Raw genomic sequence first — 18,232 nt, forward strand, 5'->3', positions numbered from 1 at the left:
CCGTCACAGCAGATCGCGCAGTCGCGCGATCAGGGCGTCCTTCACCGCGGCCCCGACCGCGGCTCCCAGCTGCCTGTTCAGGGCGTCGACGTCGCTGACATCGGTCAGCAGCCGGGCGAGGTCGAGCTTGCGGATCGTGCGGCGCAGCACGTCGTCGGTGTGCAGCGCGTTGTCGACGACGGAGTCGGGGACGGCGCGGATGAGCGCCTTGACGAAGCCGTTCAGGTCGGACATGTCCAGCGCCTCGTCGACGAGTGACGACGCGCGTGGCAGCCGGCCCTCGGCCTGCAACCGGTCGACCGCGGCGAGCAGACCCGCCCGTACCGCCGCGACCTGCGCCGGCGTGCGGGTGCCCGGACGCGCCAGCTCGAGCACCAGCGCCTCGCGCGACTCGCCGAGCCGGCACGCGGCCCCGTTCACGCCGAGCAGCACGAGCTGCTCGCCCAGCCCCTCGAGGCCGGTCGACACGGACGTCGCCGGTCGGGTGACGCACGGGTCCGCCGCCCTGCGCGGCGCGTAGTCGCCGCCGCCGTGGGCCACCTCGACGGTGAGCACGCCGGCGACGAGGACCACGGCGAGCAGCGGCAGCAGCAGCCCGCGCAGCCGGCGGCTCATGCGGTCACCGCCCGCCGCCGCAAGGGGAGGAGCGACAGCAGCGCCGCCGCGGCGAGCACCGCACCGGCGAGGAAGGAGTTGCGGAACGCCCGCGTGGCCGCGCGCTGGAGCTGGTCGTCGAGGTCGGCCTCGAGCTGTGCGCCGGCCGCGCGGTCGCGGGGTGCGAGCCGGAGCCGAGCGAACGCGGGATGCAGGTCGGGCACCCGCCCGTCGGCCGCCACGAGCGCGTCGCTCAGCCCTTGCGCGACGGCCACCTTGTCGGTGGCCCGTAGCGGCGCGTCGAGCACGAGCGCGGTGACGGCCTCCTGTGCCGGCTGTTGCGCGTCGCGCAGGTCGCCGACGAAGACGGGGGTGAGGATCGCGAGCCCGAGCACCACGCCGGCGTGGCGTGCGGCGATCGTCCACCCGCCGTGGACGGCCCGGGGCGAGCGGCCGCGCATGGCGACGAGGGTCAGCCGGTCGAGCGTGAGGCCCAGCCCCAGCCCGACGAGCGCCTGGGGGGCGACCGTCCAGGCCAGCTGTGCCGACGGCAACAGCGCGAGGCAGGCGAGTCCGCCGGCGACGAGCAGGCAGCCCGCCGCGGTGGCGGCCCTCCGCCCCGCCCGGGTCGCGCGCGTCAACGGCCGGGCCGCCAGCGCGGCCAGCGGCAGCACCATGACCGTGAGCGCCGCGGTGGCCGGGGAGCGGCGCCAGCCGTCGATCAGCAGCAGGACGAGCAGGAAGAGCGCCGCGGTCGTCGCGGCCGACAACAGCGCCAGCGTGAGGTTCGGCGACAGCGCCGGTCGATCGCGCCGCGCCGGCGGGGTGCGGGGCGCCCGCACCGCGAGCGCGGCAGGGACGGCGAGCGCGGCCACCGGCACCTGCACGACGAAGATCGACTGCCACGAGAAGGCCTCGGTGAGCAGTCCGCCCGCGACCGGGCCGGCCGCGGTGCCGACCACGCCGGCGAGGACCCAGCGGGCGACGCCGCGGCGATCGTCGGAGGCGGCGACCAGCAGCTCCAGGCAGCCGACGAGTGCGAACGCCCCGCCGAGGGCCTGCACGCACCGCGCCCCGATCAGCACCGCCGCCGACCCGGCCACCGCGCACAGCGCGGACGCGACGGCGAAGACCGCGATGCCGGCCGCGGCCGACCGGGTCGGCGCGCCACGGCCGGCGAGCCGGGCGGCGGGCACGACGGCGAGGGCCAGCACCAGGTTGTACGCGATGAGGACCCAGGCCACGCCGGCCACCGTGGTGTGCAGGTGGCGCAGGATGTCGGGCAGCGCGAGCGTGACCACGGCCGAGTCCGCGAGCACGAAGCCGACCGTCACCGCGAGCAGCGCGACGGCCGGCCCGCGCCGCCGGGTCGGCGGACCCGGCTCGACGGTGGCGGTCGGGGAGCCGGGCATCCGGGAGTCCATCCCGGAGCTCACGGCCCGCTCCCGGCGTCGACGGCCCGGGCGCGCAGTGTCGCGGCGGTGCGGCGCCGCCCGGGGATCTCGCGCGGCGCGCGCTCGCGCAGCTCGGCGAGGAGACGGCCGGCGAACGCGACGGCGGTCTCGCCGGGACGCAGCTGGCCGCCGCGCGGCAGGAAGAACTCCACCGAGACCGCCGGCCGGCGGGGCACCCGCACCACGTCGGTGCTGCCGTTGACGGCGACACACACGACGAGTGCGTCCGGCACCTCCTGCGCGAGGCGGCCGACACCACTGCGGGCACGCAGCTCGCAGCCCAGTGAGCGCGTCCCCTCGGGGAACATGCCGATGCAGGCGCCGGCGCGCAGCTCCGCGACCGCCCGCGCCATCGCCTCGGCGTTGCTGACCCCGCGCACCACCGGGATGTGTCCCATCCCGGTCATCAGCGACCCGACGACCCGGTTGCGCCACAGCGTCGACTTCGACAGCGCCCGGATCGAGCGCACGTCGCGGGCGGCGACGGCGATCGCGATCGGGTCCCAGTAGCTGTCGTGGTCCGCGGCGAGCACCACCGGCCCGGTCGCGGGCAGGCAGTCCAGGCCGCTCACCCGCAGCCGGGACCACCGGGTCAGCACCGGTCCGCCGACGCCGAGCACGACGCGGTAGGCGGACGGATGCGCGGGCACGGCGGTCATCCTCGCGCAACCGGGGCCGTCCGGCAGCGTGTGGTCGGGGTCGTGGCGCCGAGCCGCTAGACTGGTGGTGCTCGCGGGCACCGATTGCCCGTATCTGCCAAGCACCGACATCGCGACGCGGCTCCGCCCGCGTCGGGCTCGTGCCAGGACCGCCGCACACCGCGGATCGCCGGGACGTGCCACCGTTCCGCGAAGGACCACCCTTGCCCAGCTCCACCAGGCGCGGCGCTGCCGCGCGCCGTCCGCACGCCGCCGACCGTCCCGCCACCGAATCGTCCGGCTCGCCGCAGCGGGCCCCGCAGCAGCGCGGCCCGCAGCAGCGGCGGCGCGGCCAGCAGGGTCGGCGCGGCTCGCGCGGCCCGGCGGCCGCCCCCGCCCGGTCGGGCTGGGACGCGCTCGACATCCGCGTCGCGCCCACGGAGAACCTGCCGACCTTCGCCGACCTCGGTCTGCCGCGCCCGCTCGTCCGGGCGCTGGAGCGGGCCGGGATCGCCGCGCCGTTCCCCATCCAGGCCGCCACCATCCCCGACGCCCTCGCCGGCCGGGACGTCCTCGGCCGCGCCGCCACCGGCTCGGGCAAGACGCTCGGCTTCGGGCTGCCCCTGCTCGCCCGGCTCGCCGGCCAGCCTGCGGCGCCGCGCCGCCCGCGCGGCCTGGTGCTCGTCCCGACCCGCGAGCTCGCCATGCAGGTGGCCGACGCGCTCACCCCGCTGGCGTCCTCGCTCGGCACCTCGGTGCGCCTCGTCGCGGGCGGCCTGCCGATCGGCAAGCAGATCGCGTCGCTGGAACGCGGCGTCGACGTCCTCGTCGCCACCCCGGGTCGGCTCGAGGACCTCATCGAACGCCGCGCCTGCGACCTCGCCGACGTCGAGATCTGCGTGCTGGACGAGGCCGACCACATGGCCGACCTCGGCTTCCTGCCCGTCGTGCGACGGCTGCTCGACCAGACCGCGGCCGGCGGCCAGCGGCTGCTGTTCTCGGCCACGCTCGACGGCGACGTCGCGCTGCTCGTCGACAGGTACCTGAGCGACCCGGCGGCCCACGCCGTCCGACCGGCCGAGACCTCCGTCGACACGATGACGCACCACGTGTTCCGGGTGGCCCACGAGGCCAAGTTCGAGGTCGCCGCGGAGATCCTCGGCCGCGAGGGCCGCACGATCGGCTTCGTGCGGACGAAGCACGGCGCCGACCGCATGGCGCGCAACCTCGGCCGCATCGGCGTCGCCGCGGGCGTGCTGCACGGCGGCCGCACCCAGGCGCAGCGGACGAAGGCACTCGACGCGTTCAAGGACGGCTCGGTGCCGGTGCTCATCGCCACCGACGTCGCCGCCCGCGGCATCCACGTCGACGACGTCTCGCTCGTGCTGCACGTCGACCCGCCGAACGACCACAAGGACTACCTGCACCGCTCGGGTCGCACGGCACGCGCCGGCGAGAGCGGCACCGTCGTGCTGCTCGCCACCCCGGAGGTCGAGCGGGACGTCCGCGGGCTCTTCACCGCGGCGGGGCTACGACCCGAGCAGCGCGACGTCGCCGCCAACGACCCGGTCGTCGCCGACCTCACCGGTGCCCGGGCGCCCAGCGGCGTCTCGGTGCTGCCGCCCAAGCAGCCACGTCCGGCCAAGGCGTCGAACCAGTCGAAGCAGGCGTCGAACCGGCCCCGGCGGCCGGGACGTCCGCAGCAGCAGACGGGCGGCGAACGTCGTCCGCGGCGCGAGCGCCGGCCCCACTGAGACACGGGAGGATCACCGTCATGGGTAAGCGACAGGACCTGCGCAACGTGGCCATCGTGGCGCACGTCGACCACGGCAAGACCACGCTCGTCGACGCCATGCTCTGGCAGCAGGGCGCGTTCACCGCGCACCAGGCCGAGACCGGCGACGTCAACGAGCGCGTGATGGACTCCAACGACCTGGAGCGCGAGAAGGGCATCACCATCCTCGCGAAGAACACCGCCGTCGACTTCACGTCGCCGGCGGGCGAGAAGGTCACCATCAACATCATCGACACGCCCGGCCACGCCGACTTCGGCGGCGAGGTCGAGCGCGGGCTGTCGATGGTCGACGGCGTCGTGCTGCTCGTCGACGCCTCCGAGGGCCCGCTGCCGCAGACACGATTCGTGCTGCGCAAGGCACTCGAGGCGAAGATGCCGGTCATCCTGGTCATCAACAAGGTCGACCGGCCCGACGCCCGCATCGCGGAGGTCGTCGACGACACCTACGAGCTGTTCCTCGACCTCGACGCCGACGAGTCGCAGATCGACTTCCCGATCGTCTACGCGTCGGGCAAGGCGGGTCGCGCGTCGCTGACCCGTCCGGGCGACGGCGAGATGCCGGCGGAGGAGAACCTGCTGCCGTTCTTCGAGGCGCTGGTCGAGCACATCCCGGCGCCGACGTTCGACGAGGAGGCGCCGCTGCAGGCGCACGTCACCAACCTCGACGCCTCGCCCTACCTCGGCCGGCTGGCGCTGTGCCGCGTCCACAACGGGACGATCAAGAAGGGCCAGCAGGTCGCCTGGTGCCGCGCCGACGGCAGCGTCGAGCGCGTCAAGATCACCGAGCTGCTGCTGACGCACGCGCTCGAGCGGCGCTCGGCGGAGTCCGCCGGCCCCGGTGACATCATCGCGATCGCCGGCATCACCGACATCACCATCGGCGAGACGCTCGCCGACCTCGACGACCCGCGGCCGCTGCCGGTCATCACCATCGACGAGCCGTCGATCTCGATGACGATCGGCATCAACACCTCGCCGCTGGCCGGCGAGTCGGGCAAGAAGCTCACCGCCCGGCAGGTGAAGGACCGCCTCGACGCCGAGCTCATCGGCAACGTGTCGATCCGGGTGCTGCCCACCGAGCGGCCCGACACCTGGGAGGTGCAGGGCCGCGGCGAGCTGGCGCTGGCCATCCTCGTCGAGATCATGCGCCGCGAGGGCTTCGAGATCACCGTCGGCAAGCCGCAGGTGGTCACCCGGACCATCGACGGCAAGGTGCACGAGCCGGTCGAGCGGATGACCATCGACATCCCGTCGGAGTACCAGGGCGTCGTCATCCAGCTGCTCGCGCTGCGCAAGGGCCGACTCGAGCAGATGGTCGACCACGGCACCGGCTGGATCCGCATGGAGTACCTCGTCCCCGCGCGCGGGCTGATCGGCTTCCGCACCGAGTTCCTCACCGAGACCCGCGGCACCGGGCTGCTGCACCACATCCACGACAGCTACGAGCCGTGGGCCGGCGACATCCGCACCCGACCGTCCGGCTCGCTGGTCGCCGACCGGCGCGGCGCCACCACCGGCTTCGCGCTGGCCAACCTGCAGGAGCGCGGGACGATGTTCGTCGGCCCGAGCACCGACGTCTACGAGGGCATGATCGTCGGGGAGAACTCGCGGGCCGACGACATGGACGTCAACCCGACCAAGGAGAAGAAGCTCACCAACATGCGGCAGTCGTCCGGCGACGTGCTGGTGCCGCTGATCCCGCACCGGGTGCTCTCGCTGGAGCAGGCGCTCGAGTTCTGCCGCGACGACGAGTGCGTCGAGGTCACGCCCGCGACCGTCCGCATCCGCAAGGTGGCGCTGGCCGCGCAGGACCGCGAGAAGCTGCGCTCCCGCGCGAAGCGTCCCTGATCGCCTTCCTCGGCGAGTTGGTTGATCAACAGGCCTGTCGATCAACCAACTCGCCGAGGAAGCGGGGGTTAGGGTCGGGCTCGTGAGTGACGAGCGGCTCGTCGAGCGGATGCGCGGGTTCGGGACGACGATCTTCGCCGAGATGTCGGCGCGGGCGGTGGCCACCGGCAGCGTCAACCTCGGGCAGGGCTTCCCCGACACCGACGGCCCGGCCGAACTGCTCGACGCCGCGGTCGAGGCGATCCGCGGCGGCCACAACCAGTACCCGCCTGGCCCCGGCGTGCCGGCGCTCCGGCACGCGATAGCCGAGCACCAGCGCCGCAACTACGGCCTCGACCACGACCCGGACGCCGAGGTGCTCGTGACCGCCGGCGCCACGGAGGCGATCGCCGCGGCCGTGACGGCCCTGGCCGGCCCCGGCGACGAGGTCGTGCTCTTCGAGCCGTACTACGACTCCTACGCCGCCTGCGTCGCCCTCGGCGGCGCGACGCGCCGCACGGTCACCGTCGAGCGCGACGGCGCCGGCTGGGGTTTCGACCCCGCCGCCCTGGCGTCGGCGGTGACCCCCCGGACGAAGGCGATCGTCCTCAACACGCCGCACAACCCGACCGGCACGGTGTTCGGGCCCGCCGAGCTGGCCGAGATCGCGCGGGTGGCCGTCGAGCACGACCTGGTCGTCGTCTCCGACGAGGTGTACGAGCACCTGACGTTCGACGGCCGGGCGCACGTCCCCATCGCCACGCTGCCGGGCATGCGGAAGCGCACCATCACCGTCAGCAGCGCCGGGAAGACCTTCGGCGTCACCGGCTGGAAGATCGGCTGGGTGTGCGCCCCGCCCGACCTCGTCGCGGCGGTGCGCACGGTGAAGCAGTTCCTGACCTTCGTCAACGGTGCGCCCTTCCAGCCCGCGGTGGCGCAGGTGCTCGACCGCGCCGAGACGCTGGCGCCGGCCGCGGCGCTGCAGGCCCAGCGCGACCTGCTCTGCGACGGGCTCGACCGGCTCGGCCTGGACGTCGCCCGCCCGCAGGCGACGTACTTCGCCACCGTCGACGTCGGCACCGACGCCGTCGCCTGGTGTCGCGAGCTGCCCGACCGCGCCGGGGTCGTGGCGATCCCCAGCAGCGTCTTCTACGACACCGACGCCGGGGACCACTACGTCCGCCTGGCGTTCTGCAAGCAGCCGCACGTGCTCGACGACGCGCTGGCGCGACTGGAGAAGGTGCTCGGATGAGGGTTGCCGCGGTCCAGCACGACATCGAGTGGGAGTCCGCGACGCAGACGCGCGACCGCGTGCGCCCCATGATCGCGCAGGCCGTCGCCGGGGGTGCGCGCCTCGTGGCGCTGCCCGAGATGTTCGCGACGGGGTTCTCGATGCGCCCCGAGCGCATCGCCGAGGACGAGGGCGGCCCGAGCGAGCGGTTCCTGTGCGAGCAGGCCCGCGAGCACGACGCCTACCTGCTCGCCTCGATCGCCCAGCGGGGAGCGGACGGCGGCTACCGCAACAACGCCGTGCTCGCCCGTCCCGACGGCACGGTGCACCGCTACGCCAAGATCCACCCGTTCTCCTACGCCGGCGAGCACGAGAAGTACACCGCCGGGACGGAGCACCTGACGCTCGACGTCGACGGCCTGCGGGTCAGTCTGTTCGTCTGCTACGACCTGCGCTTCGCCGACGAGTTCTGGGCGCTCGCCCGGGACACGGACCTGTACGTCGTCGTCGCCAACTGGCCGGCGCCGCGGCACGAGCACTGGCGGCTGCTGCTGCGCGCCCGCGCGGTCGAGAACCAGGCCTACGTGCTCGGCGTGAACCGGGTGGGCGCCGCGAAGGACCTCGGCCACGACGGCGGGTCGGCGCTGATCGACCCCCTCGGGCGGGTGGTCGTCGAGGCCGGTGCGGAGCCGGTCGTCGTCGCCGGGGACGTCGCCGCGGCCACCGTCGCGGAGATCCGGGCGAACTTCCCATTCCTCGCAGATCGCCGTTGACCGGTGCACGCCCGGCCTCTCGCCGCGTATCAACTTTTGGTCACGATCGCGAAGGCGCCGCCCCGGGGGGTTGCGAGGGCGGCTCGTCTCGGGCTTGCATTCGTCGTTGGCCGCAGGACAGATCGTCCGCGCGCCGGGAAAACAGGAGGTCACTCACAAGTGAGAGCCCACGGAACAAAGGCGCTCGTCGCCTCTCTCGCCTTGGTGGCGCTCGGCGCGGCCGCGTGCGGCAGCGGCGACAGCGGTAGCGACAGCGACAAGGGCGGCAAGGGCGGCGGCACCAAGGGCACCGGCGCCTTCGCGTCGTGCTCCAGCACGCCGAACAGCTGCAACAGCGGCAAGGCCAAGGCCGGCGGCACCTTCACGTACACCATCGAGAAGGAGGTCACCGGCTGGAACGTCAACAGCTCGAACACGAACACGTTCGACATCGTCGAGGTCATCGGTGGCATCAGCCCCGGCGTGTTCACGGCGAACCCCGACTTCAAGCCGGCGCTGAACAAGGACCTCATGGTGTCGGCGACGCAGGCCGTCTCCGGCGGCGTCCAGACGCTGACCTACAAGATCAACCCCAAGGCCGTCTGGAACGACGGTGTCCCGGTCAACGCCGACGACTTCCAGTACTACTGGAAGACCTCGAACACCAAGGACTGCACCAAGTGCGCCCCCGCGAGCACGGGTGGCTACGACCTCATCGACACGATCACGCCGCAGGACAACGGCAAGACCGTCGTCGTCAAGATGCAGAAGCCGTACGCCGACTGGCAGAGCATGTTCGGCAACCTGTACCCGGCGCACCTCGCGGCCAAGCACGGTGACATCAAGACCGCGGCCGGCCTCGCGTCGTCGTTCGAGTGGTTCGACAAGACCGTGCCCACGTGGTCGGCCGGTCCGTACGTGATCTCCGCGGCCAAGCCCGACACGTCCGTCACCGAGGTGCCGAACCCCAAGTGGTACGGCACCGAGAAGCCGTCGCTGTCGAAGCTGATCTTCCGGATCATCACCGACCAGAACCAGGAGGTCCCCGCCCTCGAGAACAACGAGGTGCAGGCGATCTACCCGCAGCCGAACGCCGACATCGTCAAGCAGACGGGCGACATCCAGGACGCGCAGTACTTCCTGGGCAAGGGCCTGAACTGGGAGCACCTGGACTTCAACACCGTCAACCCGGTGCTCAAGGACGTCAAGCTGCGCACGGCCATCTTCACGGCCATCAGCCAGAAGGACATCATCACCCGCACCATCGGCCAGTTCGTCCCGGGCGCGAGCCCCATGGGCAACCACATGTTCGTCCCCGGCCAGGTGGGCTACAAGGACAACACCACCTCGACCAAGCAGGGCTCCGGTGACGTCGACGCCGCCAAGAAGATCCTGCAGGACGCCGGCTACACCGGCGTCGGCTCGACGCTGAAGAACAAGTCGGGTCAGGCCGTCAACATCCGCTGCACCTTCACGACCGGCAACACGCTGCGCCAGCAGACCTGCCAGATCGTGCAGACGCAGCTCAAGAAGCTCGGCGTGAAGGTCACCTTGGACCCGACCGACGACCTCGGCGGCACGCTGGACAAGGGCGACTTCGACCTCATCCTGTTCGCCTGGGTCAGCACGCCGTACGTGGCCAGTGGTGCCCAGCAGATCTGGACGATCAAGGGCGGCGCCGACTACGGCAAGAACAACGACCCGGCGATGGAGGCCAAGATCACCCAGGCCTCGCAGGCGACCAGCACCGCGACGCGGAACCAGCTGCTCGACCAGGCCGACGTCATGCTGACGAAGGACGCGTACGTGCTCCCGCTGTTCCAGAAGCCGACGTTCCTCGCGACGAAGTCGACCATCGTCAACGTGCGCGACAACGCCACCAGCGTGGGACCGCCGTACAACGTGCAGCAGTGGGGCGTGAAGTCCTGATCGCGACGGTCCGGGCGTAGCGTTACCCGCGTTACGTCCGGACCGACTGCAAGGCATCAGCCCCTAACCCTCGCGGCGTCCCCGGGCCGTCACCTCGGCCCGGGGACTCCGTTGCCAGACTGGGAGTCCCACGCCCGTGCTCGTCTTCGTGATCCGAAGAGTGCTGATCTCGATCCCGGTGCTGATCGCATCGACGATCCTCACGTTCGTCCTGGTCAAGATCTCGGGCGATCCGCTGCAGTACCTGAAGCTGCGCAACCCGCGCCCGCCGCAGTCGCAGATCGACGGCGAGGCGCACCGGCTCTACCTCGACCGGTCCTGGCCCGAGCAGTACTGGCACTGGATCTCGAACCTGGTCTTCCACGGCAACTTCGGCGAGCAGGTCCGCGGCACCGAGAACATCCGCACGCTGGTCTTCTCGGCGCTGTGGGTGACGCTGCGGCTCGTCATCGTCGCCGTGATCATCGCGCTCATCCTCGCCGTCATCACCGGTGTGCTCAGCGCGGTCAAGCAGTACAGCATCCTGGACTACTCGGTCACCACGATCGGCTTCCTCTTCCTCTCGATGCCCACGGTGTTCTTCGCCGCGCTCCTCAAGCAGGGCGGCATCAACGTCAACCGCTCGACGGGATCGACCTTCTTCCAGACGATCGGCGAGCGCTCGATCCCCATCACCGACGACTCGGTCTGGGGCTCGTTCAAGGACATCGTCAGCCACGCGATACTCCCCGTCGTCGTGCTCGGGCTCGTGAGCTACGCGGCGTGGAGCCGGTTCACCCGCGCGTCGATGCTCGAGGTGCTCAACAGCGACTACGTGCGGCTGGCCCGCTCGAAGGGCCTGTCACCACGGCGGGTGCTCGTCCGGCATGCGTTGCGCACGGCGCTCGTCCCCCTCACCACCGTGACGGCGCTCGACATCGCCGCCCTGCTCGGCGGCGCGATCGTGACCGAGCGGGTCTTCCAGTGGAACGGCATGGGCAACCTGTTCCTGCGGGCCCTGCAGGGAACGGACTTCAACGTCATGCTGGCGTGGCTCCTGGTCAGCGCGGTCATCGTCATCCTGTTCAACCTCATCGCCGACCTGCTCTACGGCGTGCTCGACCCGAGGATCCGCAATGCCTGACGCCGGCACGTCCCGCCCGCTGCTCGACGACGCGACCGACACCACGGCCGACGCGCCCGAGGTCCGCCGCGGCCATCGCGCCGACCGTGAGTTCGGCGCCAAGGAACGCACGCAATGGCAGATCGCCTTCCAGCGCTTCCGGCGGCACCGGGTCGCGATGATCAGCGTGGTCGTCTTCGTGCTGCTGCTGCTGTTCGCCTTCGTCGGCCCGCTGCTGTGGAAGTACGGCACCGACGAGCTGACCATCGACCTCTCGACACCGCCGGACGGCGCCCACCCCTTCGGCACCGACAACCTGGGCATCGACCAGCTCGCCGTGGTCATGCGCGGCACCGGTCAGTCGATCAAGATCGCGCTGATGATCGGCCTGCTCGGCACGGCCGTCGGCGCGATCTGGGGTGTCGTGTCCGGCTACTACGGCGGCCTGACCGACTCGGCGCTGATGCGCTTCGCCGACCTGCTGCTGACCATCCCGGGCCTCGCCCTCGCCGCCGCTCTGGGGCACAACTTCGGCGGCTCGTGGTGGATCATCGGCCTCGTCCTCGCCGGCACGGCCACGCCCTACGTCGCCCGTGTCACCCGCGGCACGGTGCTGACCCTGCGCGAGCGCGAGTTCATCGAGGCGGCGCGAGCCCTGGGGGCGAGCAGCAGCCGCATCATGCTGCGCCACCTGCTGCCCAACGCGTTCCCGGTGCTGCTGGTCAACGCCACCCTGCTGATCGCGACCGGCATCCTGGCCGAGACCGCGCTGTCGTTCGTGGGCTTCGGCATCAGGCCGCCCGACACGTCGCTCGGCCTGCTCGTCTACGGCGGCGTCGGGGCCATCGACACCCGGCCGTGGCTGTTCTACATCCCCGGTGTGTTCATCATCCTCATCGTGCTGAGCGTCAACTTCATCGGCGACGGCCTGCGTGACGCGCTCGATCCGCGCCAGACGAGGGAGCGCCGATGACCACGGACGCGAACGCCGGCACGGTGGGCCTGGAGAAGGCCGCGCCCGGCGAGGAGATCCTGACCGTCGAGAACCTCACCGTCTCGTTCCCGAGCGACGACGGGCTGGTGGAGGCCGTGCGCTCGGTGAGCTACAGCGTGCGCTCCGGCGAGGCGCTGGGGATCGTCGGCGAGTCCGGCTCGGGCAAGTCGGTGAGCTCGCTCGCGGTGATGGGGCTGCTGCCCAACACCGCCCGCATCTCCGGGTCGGTGCGCTTCCGCGGTCAGGAGCTCATCGGCCTGGGCGAGCGCGGCTACGCGTCCCTGCGCGGCAACAAGATCGCGATGATCTTCCAGGACCCGCTCACCTCGCTGAACCCGGTGTACTCGGTCGGCTACCAGATCGCCGAGGCCGTCCGGGCGCACAACGACGTCTCCAAGGACGCCGCGATCGACCGTGCGATCGAGCTGCTGGGCGTGGTCGGCATCCCGTTCCCGGAGCAGCGCGTCAAGGCCTACCCGCACGAGCTGTCCGGCGGTATGCGGCAGCGCATCGTCATCGCGATCGCCATGGCCAACAACCCGGACCTCATCATCGCCGACGAGCCGACCACGGCGCTCGACGTCACGGTGCAGGCGCAGGTGCTCGAGGCCCTCGAGGCCGCCCGGGCCGAGACGGGCGCCGCGCTCGTCATGATCACGCACGATCTCGGCGTCATCGCCGGTCACGCCGAACGGATCGGCGTCATGTACGCCGGCAAGCTGGTCGAGACCGGCACCACCGAGGACGTCTTCTACCGGCCGCGGATGCCGTACACGCTGGGTCTGCTCGGCAGCCTGCCCCGGCTCGACCAGGAGCAGCGGCAGCGGTTGACCCCGATCAAGGGCTCGCCGCCCTCGCTGCTCAACCTGCCGCCGGGCTGCCCGTTCACCCCGCGCTGCCCGATGGCCGAGGACGTCTGCGAGCACGAGGAGCCCGAGCTGCTGCCGGCCAGCGGATCCAACCACTTCTCGGCCTGCCACTTCCGGGACCGACTGCAGGCGGCCGAACCCGCGGACATCTTCGCGGCGGACACCGAGGTCGGCGAACAGGAGGCCACCCGATGAGCAGCGCGCTCGAGACGAACGGCGCGACGCCGGCCCGGGGACGCGGCGAACCGGTCCTGTCGGTCCACGGGGTGTCCAAGCACTTCCCGATCCGCTCCAAGGGCCTCGTCCGCCGCAAGGTCGGCGACGTCCACGCGGTGTGCGACGTCTCGTTCGACATCCACGAGAACGAGACGCTGTGCGTCGTCGGCGAGTCCGGGTGCGGCAAGTCGACCACCGGCCGGGTGGTGCTCAACCTGATCGCGGCGTCCGCCGGCGAGGTCGCGTGGCAGGGCAAGAACCTCACCGGCCTCTCGGACAAGCGCATGCGCCCGGTGCGCCGCGACGTCCAGATCGTGTTCCAGGACCCGTTCGCCTCGCTCGACCCGCGGATGACGGTGCACGAGCTCATCGCCGAGCCGCTGAAGATCCACGGCGAGTACCGTGGCGACAAGGCCGGCGGCGACCGCGTCCGCGAGCTCATGGCGCAGGTGGGGCTGAACCCCGAGCACGGCCGGCGCTACGCGCACGAGTTCTCCGGTGGCCAGCGCCAGCGCATCGGCATCGCCCGCGCGCTCGCGCTGCGGCCCAAGCTGCTCGTCCTGGACGAGCCGGTCTCCGCGCTGGACGTCTCCATCCAGGCCGGTGTCATCAACCTGCTCGAGGACCTGCAGGAGGAGTTCGGGCTCAGCTACCTGTTCATCTCGCACGACCTGTCGGTGATCCGCCACATCGCCGACCGGGTCGTCGTCATGTACCTCGGCAAGGTGGTCGAGACCGCCGACGTCGACGAGCTGTTCCGCCACCCCTCGCACCCGTACACGCAGGCGCTGATGTCGGCGATCCCGCTGCCGGACCCGATCAAGGAGCGCGAACGCACCCGGATCCTGCTGACCGGCGACGTCCCGAGCCCGGTGAACCCGCCCAGCGGCTGTCGGTTCCGCACCCGCTGCCCGAAGTTCGCGAACGAGCTGGACAACACGCAGCGCGAGTGGTGCGTCAACGTCGAGCCGCCGTTGGGGGAGAAGTTCACCGGTCACAAGGCCGCCTGCCACTTCGCGGCCGCCCGGGTGGACATCCTCGACACCGTCGAACAGGACGAGGTCGGCCCGGCGCTCGACACCTGGCCCACCGGACGTCCCAGCGACGCCGACGCGTCCCGGCCGATGGCCTGCGAGCCCGACGGCCCGCCGCGCGAGCCGACGCGGCTCGGCGAGGACGTCGTCGTGGACGAAGAGGGCGAGCTGGTCACCGACGCGGCGGACTCCTGAGCGGCCCGTCGCGCGCCGCGCGGTAGCGTCGCGGCGTGCCACCGCCCGCCGGCCATCGGCTGCTGCTCGTCCACGCCCATCCCGACGACGAGACGATCACGACCGGCGCCACCATGGCCCACTACGCCGCGCGCGGCGTGGCCGTGACGCTGCTGACGTGCACGCTCGGCGAGGAGGGCGAGATCCTGGTCCCGGCGTGGGCCGAGCTGGCCGCCGACCGGGCCGACCAGCTCGGCGGCCTGCGCATCGGTGAGCTGGCCGGCGCGATGCGCGCCCTGGGGGTCGCCGACCACCGCTTCCTCGGTGCCGCCGGGCGCTACCGCGACAGCGGCATGCTCGGGACGCCGGCCAACGAGCACCCCCGCGCGTTCTGGCGGGCCGCGGCCGACCCCGAGGTGCTCGCCGCCGCCGTCGCCGATGCCGTCCGCGTGGTGCGCGACGTCCGCCCGCACGTGGTCGTCACCTACGACGACGCCGGCGACTACGGCCACCCCGATCACGTCATGGCCCATCGGGTGACCACGGCCGCCGTCACCGCGGCCGCCGACGCCTCCTACGGCACCGGTCCGGCGTGGTCGGTGCCGAAGCTGTACTGGACGGCGACGCCGCGTTCGGTGCTGACCCGTGGCCACGACGCGGCACGGGGTCGCCCCGACGTCCCCTTCGAGTCACCGGCCGTGCCCGCCTTCGGCGTCCCCGACGACGTGGTGACGACGGTGATCGACGCGTCCGCGCACGCGGCCGCGAAGCGGGCGGGCCTCCGCGCCCACGCGACGCAGATCCTCGTCCACGACGACTTCTTCGCACTGTCGAACCGGATCGCCCGCGAGATCGACGGTGTCGAGCACTTCCGGCTGGTGGCGGGGGCGTCGGGCGATCGCGACGAGCACGGCCACGAGCGCGATCTGTTCGCGGGGCTCGCGTGAACGCCGACGCGCGGGCCGCCACGGTCGAGCCCGGCTCCGGCGACGCGGCCCCGGAGCTGCATCCCGCGCTGGCCTGGACCGGGGTGGCGTTGGTGACCGCCAGCGGCGCCGCCGCGGCCTGGCTCGAGTCGCTGCTCGTGCCCTACTACGTCGGCGCGGCCCTCGTCCCGGTGACGATCCTGCTCGCCCTCGCGAGCAACTGGGTGCTGCCCCGGCTCGCCCGCGCGCTCGTGCCGCGGACCGTCGCGGCCGTGCTGCCCTTCGTGGCGTGGCTCGCCGTGGTCTTCTTCGTGGCCGCGGGCGGTCGTCCCGAGGGCGACGTGATCCTGCCCGGCGGGTCGGCGGTCGAGTACGTCGGCTATGCGGTGATGCTCGGCGGCGCGCTCGTCGGCACGCTGTCGGTCGTCACGTCCGCACCGCCACCGCAACGGCGACCGCGCGGTTAGCGGGTCGTCTCGGGGTCCTCGCGGTACCGGTAGTCGTGGTGCACCCAGTAGCCCAGCCGCTCGTAGAGCGTGACGGCGGCGGTGTTGGCCGCCTCGACCTGCAGGTAGCTGCGGGTCGCGCCCTGCTCGCGTCCCCACTCCCACAGGCGCGCGGTGACGGCGCGGGCGAGACCGCGGCGCCGGTGCTGCGGTGCCACCTCGACGGCCATGACGCCGAGCCAGTGCTCGTCCACCGCGCCGCGGGCGACGGCGACGGTGCGGCCGTCGACGCGTACCCGGGCGAAGACGACCCGGTCGTGCCGGGTGAGCAGCGCCAGCCCGGCCGCCGTGGCCGCCGCGCCGCCGCGGTAGAGCGCGAGCCAGTCGTCGTCCGGGGTGGCGGTGAGCTCCACCGCCACGCCGGCCGCGGTGTCGCGCGGCACGTCGGCGGTCGTCGACCGCAGGGTCGTCGCCATCACGTGCGACTCGCCGACGGGGTTCCAACCACGCTCACCCAGCTCGGCGTCGAGCAGCCGGCGTGCCTCGGCCTGCACGCCGATCAGCAGCGGCAGGCCGCGGTCGGCGTACCACTGTCGGGCCTGCGCGAGCGCGTCGTCGAGGGGCATGCCGAGCTGACGCCGCGGCAGGACCGAGTTGGCCCGGCGGACGGTGCCGTCGTCGGCCCGTAGCAGCCAGCCGCCGAGCTCGCCGGTCTCGGCCGGTCGCAGCCCGCGCGCGGCCACCGCATCGAGCGCGAGCTCGTCGGCCGTCGAGGCCGGCACCAGCCGGGCGGCCGCGACGTAGGGCACCGGCACCTCGACCAGACCGCTCCGGGTGTCCAGGACCGCCGTCTGCGCGTCCAGACCCACGAGTTCGCCGACGACGTCGCCGAACAACAGTCGACCCTCGGCACTGCGCTCGACGACGCGGCGCACGCTGACGCGACGCCCCACCCAACTAGGCTCCACCACGAGCGGCATACTAGGACGCAGTGAACACCGCTGCGGCAGGCAGTCGGCCGCACAGGCACACCCTGGATCGCCCGGAGGACATGCAGTGACATACGTGATCGCGGAACCCTGTGTCGACGTGCTCGACAAGGCCTGCATCGAGGAATGTCCGGTGGACTGCATCTACGAGGGCGGCCGGATGCTCTACATCCACCCGGACGAGTGCGTCGACTGCGGCGCCTGCGAGCCGGTCTGCCCCGTCGAGGCGATCTTCTACGAGGACGACCTGCCCGACAAGTGGCGCGACTACACCAAGGCCAACGTCGACTTCTTCGACGAGCTCGGCTCGCCCGGTGGCGCCTCCAAGACGGGCAAGACCGAGCACGATCCGCAGTGGATCAAGGACCTCCCGCCTCAGGGCGAGGGCTGAGCCCGCACCGCGCCCGGTCGGACCGGTAGCGCGGTCAGCGTCCGGTCAGTCGGTCAGTCGGTCAGCCGGTCGTCGCCATGGTGGCGACGACCGCCGCCTCGGACGTCGTGCCCTTGCCCCAGCCGTTCTGGCGCGTCCACTCCCGACCCGAGTAGGCGACCCGGTCGATGCCGAGCCGGTCGGCGTTCGCGACGAGCCACGCCGCGGTCTGCCATCGCGCGCCGGGGACGCGCACCGTCCGCGCGTCGGTCGCGGTCGGGGTGTCGATCCCCAGCTCGCGGGCGACCTGCCGCGCGACGCGGGTGGCGCTCGCGACCTTAGTGGGGGCGTCGAAGCGGCAGCTGACGGCGGCGGCCCGGCGTCCGGAGAGCGCGGCGGCCATGACCGTCGCCTGCGGCTCGTGCTGCGCGTACAGGCTGCCGTCGGCGGAGATCTGCACCGCCTGGATCGCCTCGGCCGCCGGCATCTTCTCCCACCCGTCGATCTTGACGAGCGCGTCGAGGAATTCGGTGGTGGCCTCGCCGACGTCGGTGAGGGGCGCGGCCTTGCCGTTGCCCCAGCCCTGCGACGGGCGCTGCTGCAGGACGCCGACGGAGTCGCGGTCGCCCTGGCCGGCCGGGATGTTGGTCAGCTTGCTCTCCTGCATCGCGGCCGCGAGCACGAGGACCTGGGCCCGCGTCGGCAGTTCCGTGCGGTACCTCGTGACGGCGCCGATCATCGTCGCGGCGACGCTCGCCTGGTCGGGGTCGACCTCGTAGCTGCCGAACGTGCAGGTGTCGGCGGTGAAGGTGTCGCGGGCGCGGTCCCAGAAGGTGCGGACGAGGACGGCCGCGACCACCAGGACCGCAACCACCACCAGGAGGGTGACGAC

17 protein-coding genes are annotated in these 18,232 nt (G+C 72.4%); 12 read left to right on the forward strand and 5 right to left on the reverse strand.

Going from position 1 to position 18,232, the window contains the following annotated elements; all coding sequences use genetic code 11:
- Positions 1–3: 3 nt before the first annotated feature.
- Genes BUE29_RS19500 through BUE29_RS19510 form a run of 3 tightly spaced genes read right to left on the reverse strand, consistent with a single transcriptional unit; the run spans position 4 to position 2,698 of the window.
- Positions 4–615 carry a hypothetical protein gene (locus tag BUE29_RS19500; RefSeq protein WP_073392125.1) on the reverse strand — a complete coding sequence of 204 codons (612 nt, stop codon included), beginning with the start codon at positions 613–615 and terminating at the stop codon, positions 4–6.
- On the reverse strand, positions 612–2,006 hold the full coding sequence (locus BUE29_RS19505) for an MFS transporter (RefSeq protein WP_073392207.1): 1,395 nt from the start codon (positions 2,004–2,006) through the stop codon (positions 612–614). The genes BUE29_RS19500 and BUE29_RS19505 overlap by 4 nt, the downstream gene beginning before the upstream one ends.
- A 20-nt stretch (positions 2,007–2,026) precedes the next feature.
- The gene (locus tag BUE29_RS19510; protein WP_200800323.1) at positions 2,027–2,698 is read right to left on the reverse strand and encodes a lysophospholipid acyltransferase family protein; all 672 of its coding nucleotides are present in this window, start codon (positions 2,696–2,698) and stop codon (positions 2,027–2,029) included.
- A 212-nt stretch (positions 2,699–2,910) separates the two neighbouring features.
- Here BUE29_RS19510 and BUE29_RS19515 point away from each other — a divergent pair, with 212 nt between their 5' ends.
- The 11 genes from BUE29_RS19515 (at position 2,911) to BUE29_RS19565 (ending at position 16,002) form a co-directional block, all read left to right on the forward strand.
- Positions 2,911–4,440 carry a DEAD/DEAH box helicase gene (locus BUE29_RS19515; protein WP_084181483.1) on the forward strand — a complete coding sequence of 510 codons (1,530 nt, stop codon included), beginning with the start codon at positions 2,911–2,913 and terminating at the stop codon, positions 4,438–4,440.
- 20 nt (positions 4,441–4,460) lie between these two features.
- Positions 4,461–6,329 carry a translational GTPase TypA gene (typA, locus tag BUE29_RS19520; protein WP_073392127.1) on the forward strand — a complete coding sequence of 623 codons (1,869 nt, stop codon included), beginning with the start codon at positions 4,461–4,463 and terminating at the stop codon, positions 6,327–6,329.
- Positions 6,330–6,411: 82 nt separating this feature from the next.
- The gene (locus BUE29_RS19525) at positions 6,412–7,560 is read left to right on the forward strand and encodes a pyridoxal phosphate-dependent aminotransferase (protein ID WP_200800324.1); all 1,149 of its coding nucleotides are present in this window, start codon (positions 6,412–6,414) and stop codon (positions 7,558–7,560) included.
- Entirely contained in the window at positions 7,557–8,312 is a 756-nt protein-coding gene (locus BUE29_RS19530; RefSeq protein ID WP_073392128.1) for a nitrilase-related carbon-nitrogen hydrolase, read from the forward strand. The genes BUE29_RS19525 and BUE29_RS19530 overlap by 4 nt, the downstream gene beginning before the upstream one ends.
- Positions 8,313–8,471: 159 nt before the next feature.
- Positions 8,472–10,220 (forward strand): ABC transporter family substrate-binding protein, encoded by a 1,749-nt coding sequence (locus tag BUE29_RS19535; protein WP_073392129.1) that lies wholly within the window; start codon positions 8,472–8,474, stop codon positions 10,218–10,220.
- A gap of 136 nt (positions 10,221–10,356) precedes the next feature.
- On the forward strand, positions 10,357–11,343 hold the full coding sequence (locus BUE29_RS19540; RefSeq protein WP_073392130.1) for an ABC transporter permease: 987 nt from the start codon (positions 10,357–10,359) through the stop codon (positions 11,341–11,343).
- A complete protein-coding gene (locus BUE29_RS19545; protein ID WP_073392131.1) occupies positions 11,336–12,295 on the forward strand; it encodes an ABC transporter permease in 960 nt (319 codons plus the stop codon). The genes BUE29_RS19540 and BUE29_RS19545 overlap by 8 nt, the downstream gene beginning before the upstream one ends.
- A complete protein-coding gene (locus BUE29_RS19550) occupies positions 12,292–13,380 on the forward strand; it encodes an ABC transporter ATP-binding protein (RefSeq protein ID WP_073392132.1) in 1,089 nt (362 codons plus the stop codon). Before BUE29_RS19545 ends, BUE29_RS19550 begins: the two co-directional genes overlap by 4 nt.
- Positions 13,377–14,630, forward strand: a complete 1,254-nt coding sequence (locus tag BUE29_RS19555; protein ID WP_073392133.1) for an ABC transporter ATP-binding protein — start codon at positions 13,377–13,379, stop codon at positions 14,628–14,630. Before BUE29_RS19550 ends, BUE29_RS19555 begins: the two co-directional genes overlap by 4 nt.
- Before the next feature lie 35 nt (positions 14,631–14,665).
- Positions 14,666–15,556, forward strand: coding sequence for an N-acetyl-1-D-myo-inositol-2-amino-2-deoxy-alpha-D-glucopyranoside deacetylase (gene mshB / locus BUE29_RS19560; RefSeq protein ID WP_073392134.1), 891 nt, complete (start codon positions 14,666–14,668; stop codon positions 15,554–15,556).
- Complete coding sequence (locus tag BUE29_RS19565; RefSeq protein ID WP_073392135.1) at positions 15,553–16,002, forward strand: hypothetical protein; 450 nt, start codon at positions 15,553–15,555, stop codon at positions 16,000–16,002. The genes mshB and BUE29_RS19565 overlap by 4 nt, the downstream gene beginning before the upstream one ends.
- On the opposite strand, the gene BUE29_RS19570 is transcribed toward BUE29_RS19565, so the two are convergent.
- A complete protein-coding gene (locus tag BUE29_RS19570; protein WP_159440911.1) occupies positions 15,999–16,952 on the reverse strand; it encodes a GNAT family N-acetyltransferase in 954 nt (317 codons plus the stop codon). The two genes, BUE29_RS19565 and BUE29_RS19570, sit on opposite strands and share 4 nt — an antisense overlap.
- Positions 16,953–17,037: 85 nt before the next feature.
- Here BUE29_RS19570 and fdxA point away from each other — a divergent pair, with 85 nt between their 5' ends.
- Positions 17,038–17,361, forward strand: coding sequence for a ferredoxin (gene fdxA, locus BUE29_RS19575; protein WP_073392137.1), 324 nt, complete (start codon positions 17,038–17,040; stop codon positions 17,359–17,361).
- Positions 17,362–17,422: 61 nt separating this feature from the next.
- On the opposite strand, the gene BUE29_RS19580 is transcribed toward fdxA, so the two are convergent.
- Positions 17,423–18,214, reverse strand: coding sequence for a hypothetical protein (locus tag BUE29_RS19580; RefSeq protein WP_143168275.1), 792 nt, complete (start codon positions 18,212–18,214; stop codon positions 17,423–17,425).
- Positions 18,215–18,232: the final 18 nt, after the last annotated feature.

Source organism: Jatrophihabitans endophyticus (genome assembly GCF_900129455.1).
In the GTDB taxonomy this organism is placed as follows: domain Bacteria; phylum Actinomycetota; class Actinomycetes; order Mycobacteriales; family Jatrophihabitantaceae; genus Jatrophihabitans; species Jatrophihabitans endophyticus.

Coding starts and splice junctions, on each gene's coding strand:
- BUE29_RS19550 (WP_073392132.1), top strand. CDS start 12,292: ATGACCACGGACGCGAACGCCGGCACGGTGGGCCTGGAGAAGGCCGCG.
- typA (WP_073392127.1), top strand. CDS start 4,461: ATGGGTAAGCGACAGGACCTGCGCAACGTGGCCATCGTGGCGCACGTC.
- BUE29_RS19500 (WP_073392125.1), bottom strand. CDS start 615: ATGAGCCGCCGGCTGCGCGGGCTGCTGCTGCCGCTGCTCGCCGTGGTC.
- BUE29_RS19505 (WP_073392207.1), bottom strand. CDS start 2,006: ATGCCCGGCTCCCCGACCGCCACCGTCGAGCCGGGTCCGCCGACCCGG.
- BUE29_RS19545 (WP_073392131.1), top strand. CDS start 11,336: ATGCCTGACGCCGGCACGTCCCGCCCGCTGCTCGACGACGCGACCGAC.
- BUE29_RS19555 (WP_073392133.1), top strand. CDS start 13,377: ATGAGCAGCGCGCTCGAGACGAACGGCGCGACGCCGGCCCGGGGACGC.
- BUE29_RS19530 (WP_073392128.1), top strand. CDS start 7,557: ATGAGGGTTGCCGCGGTCCAGCACGACATCGAGTGGGAGTCCGCGACG.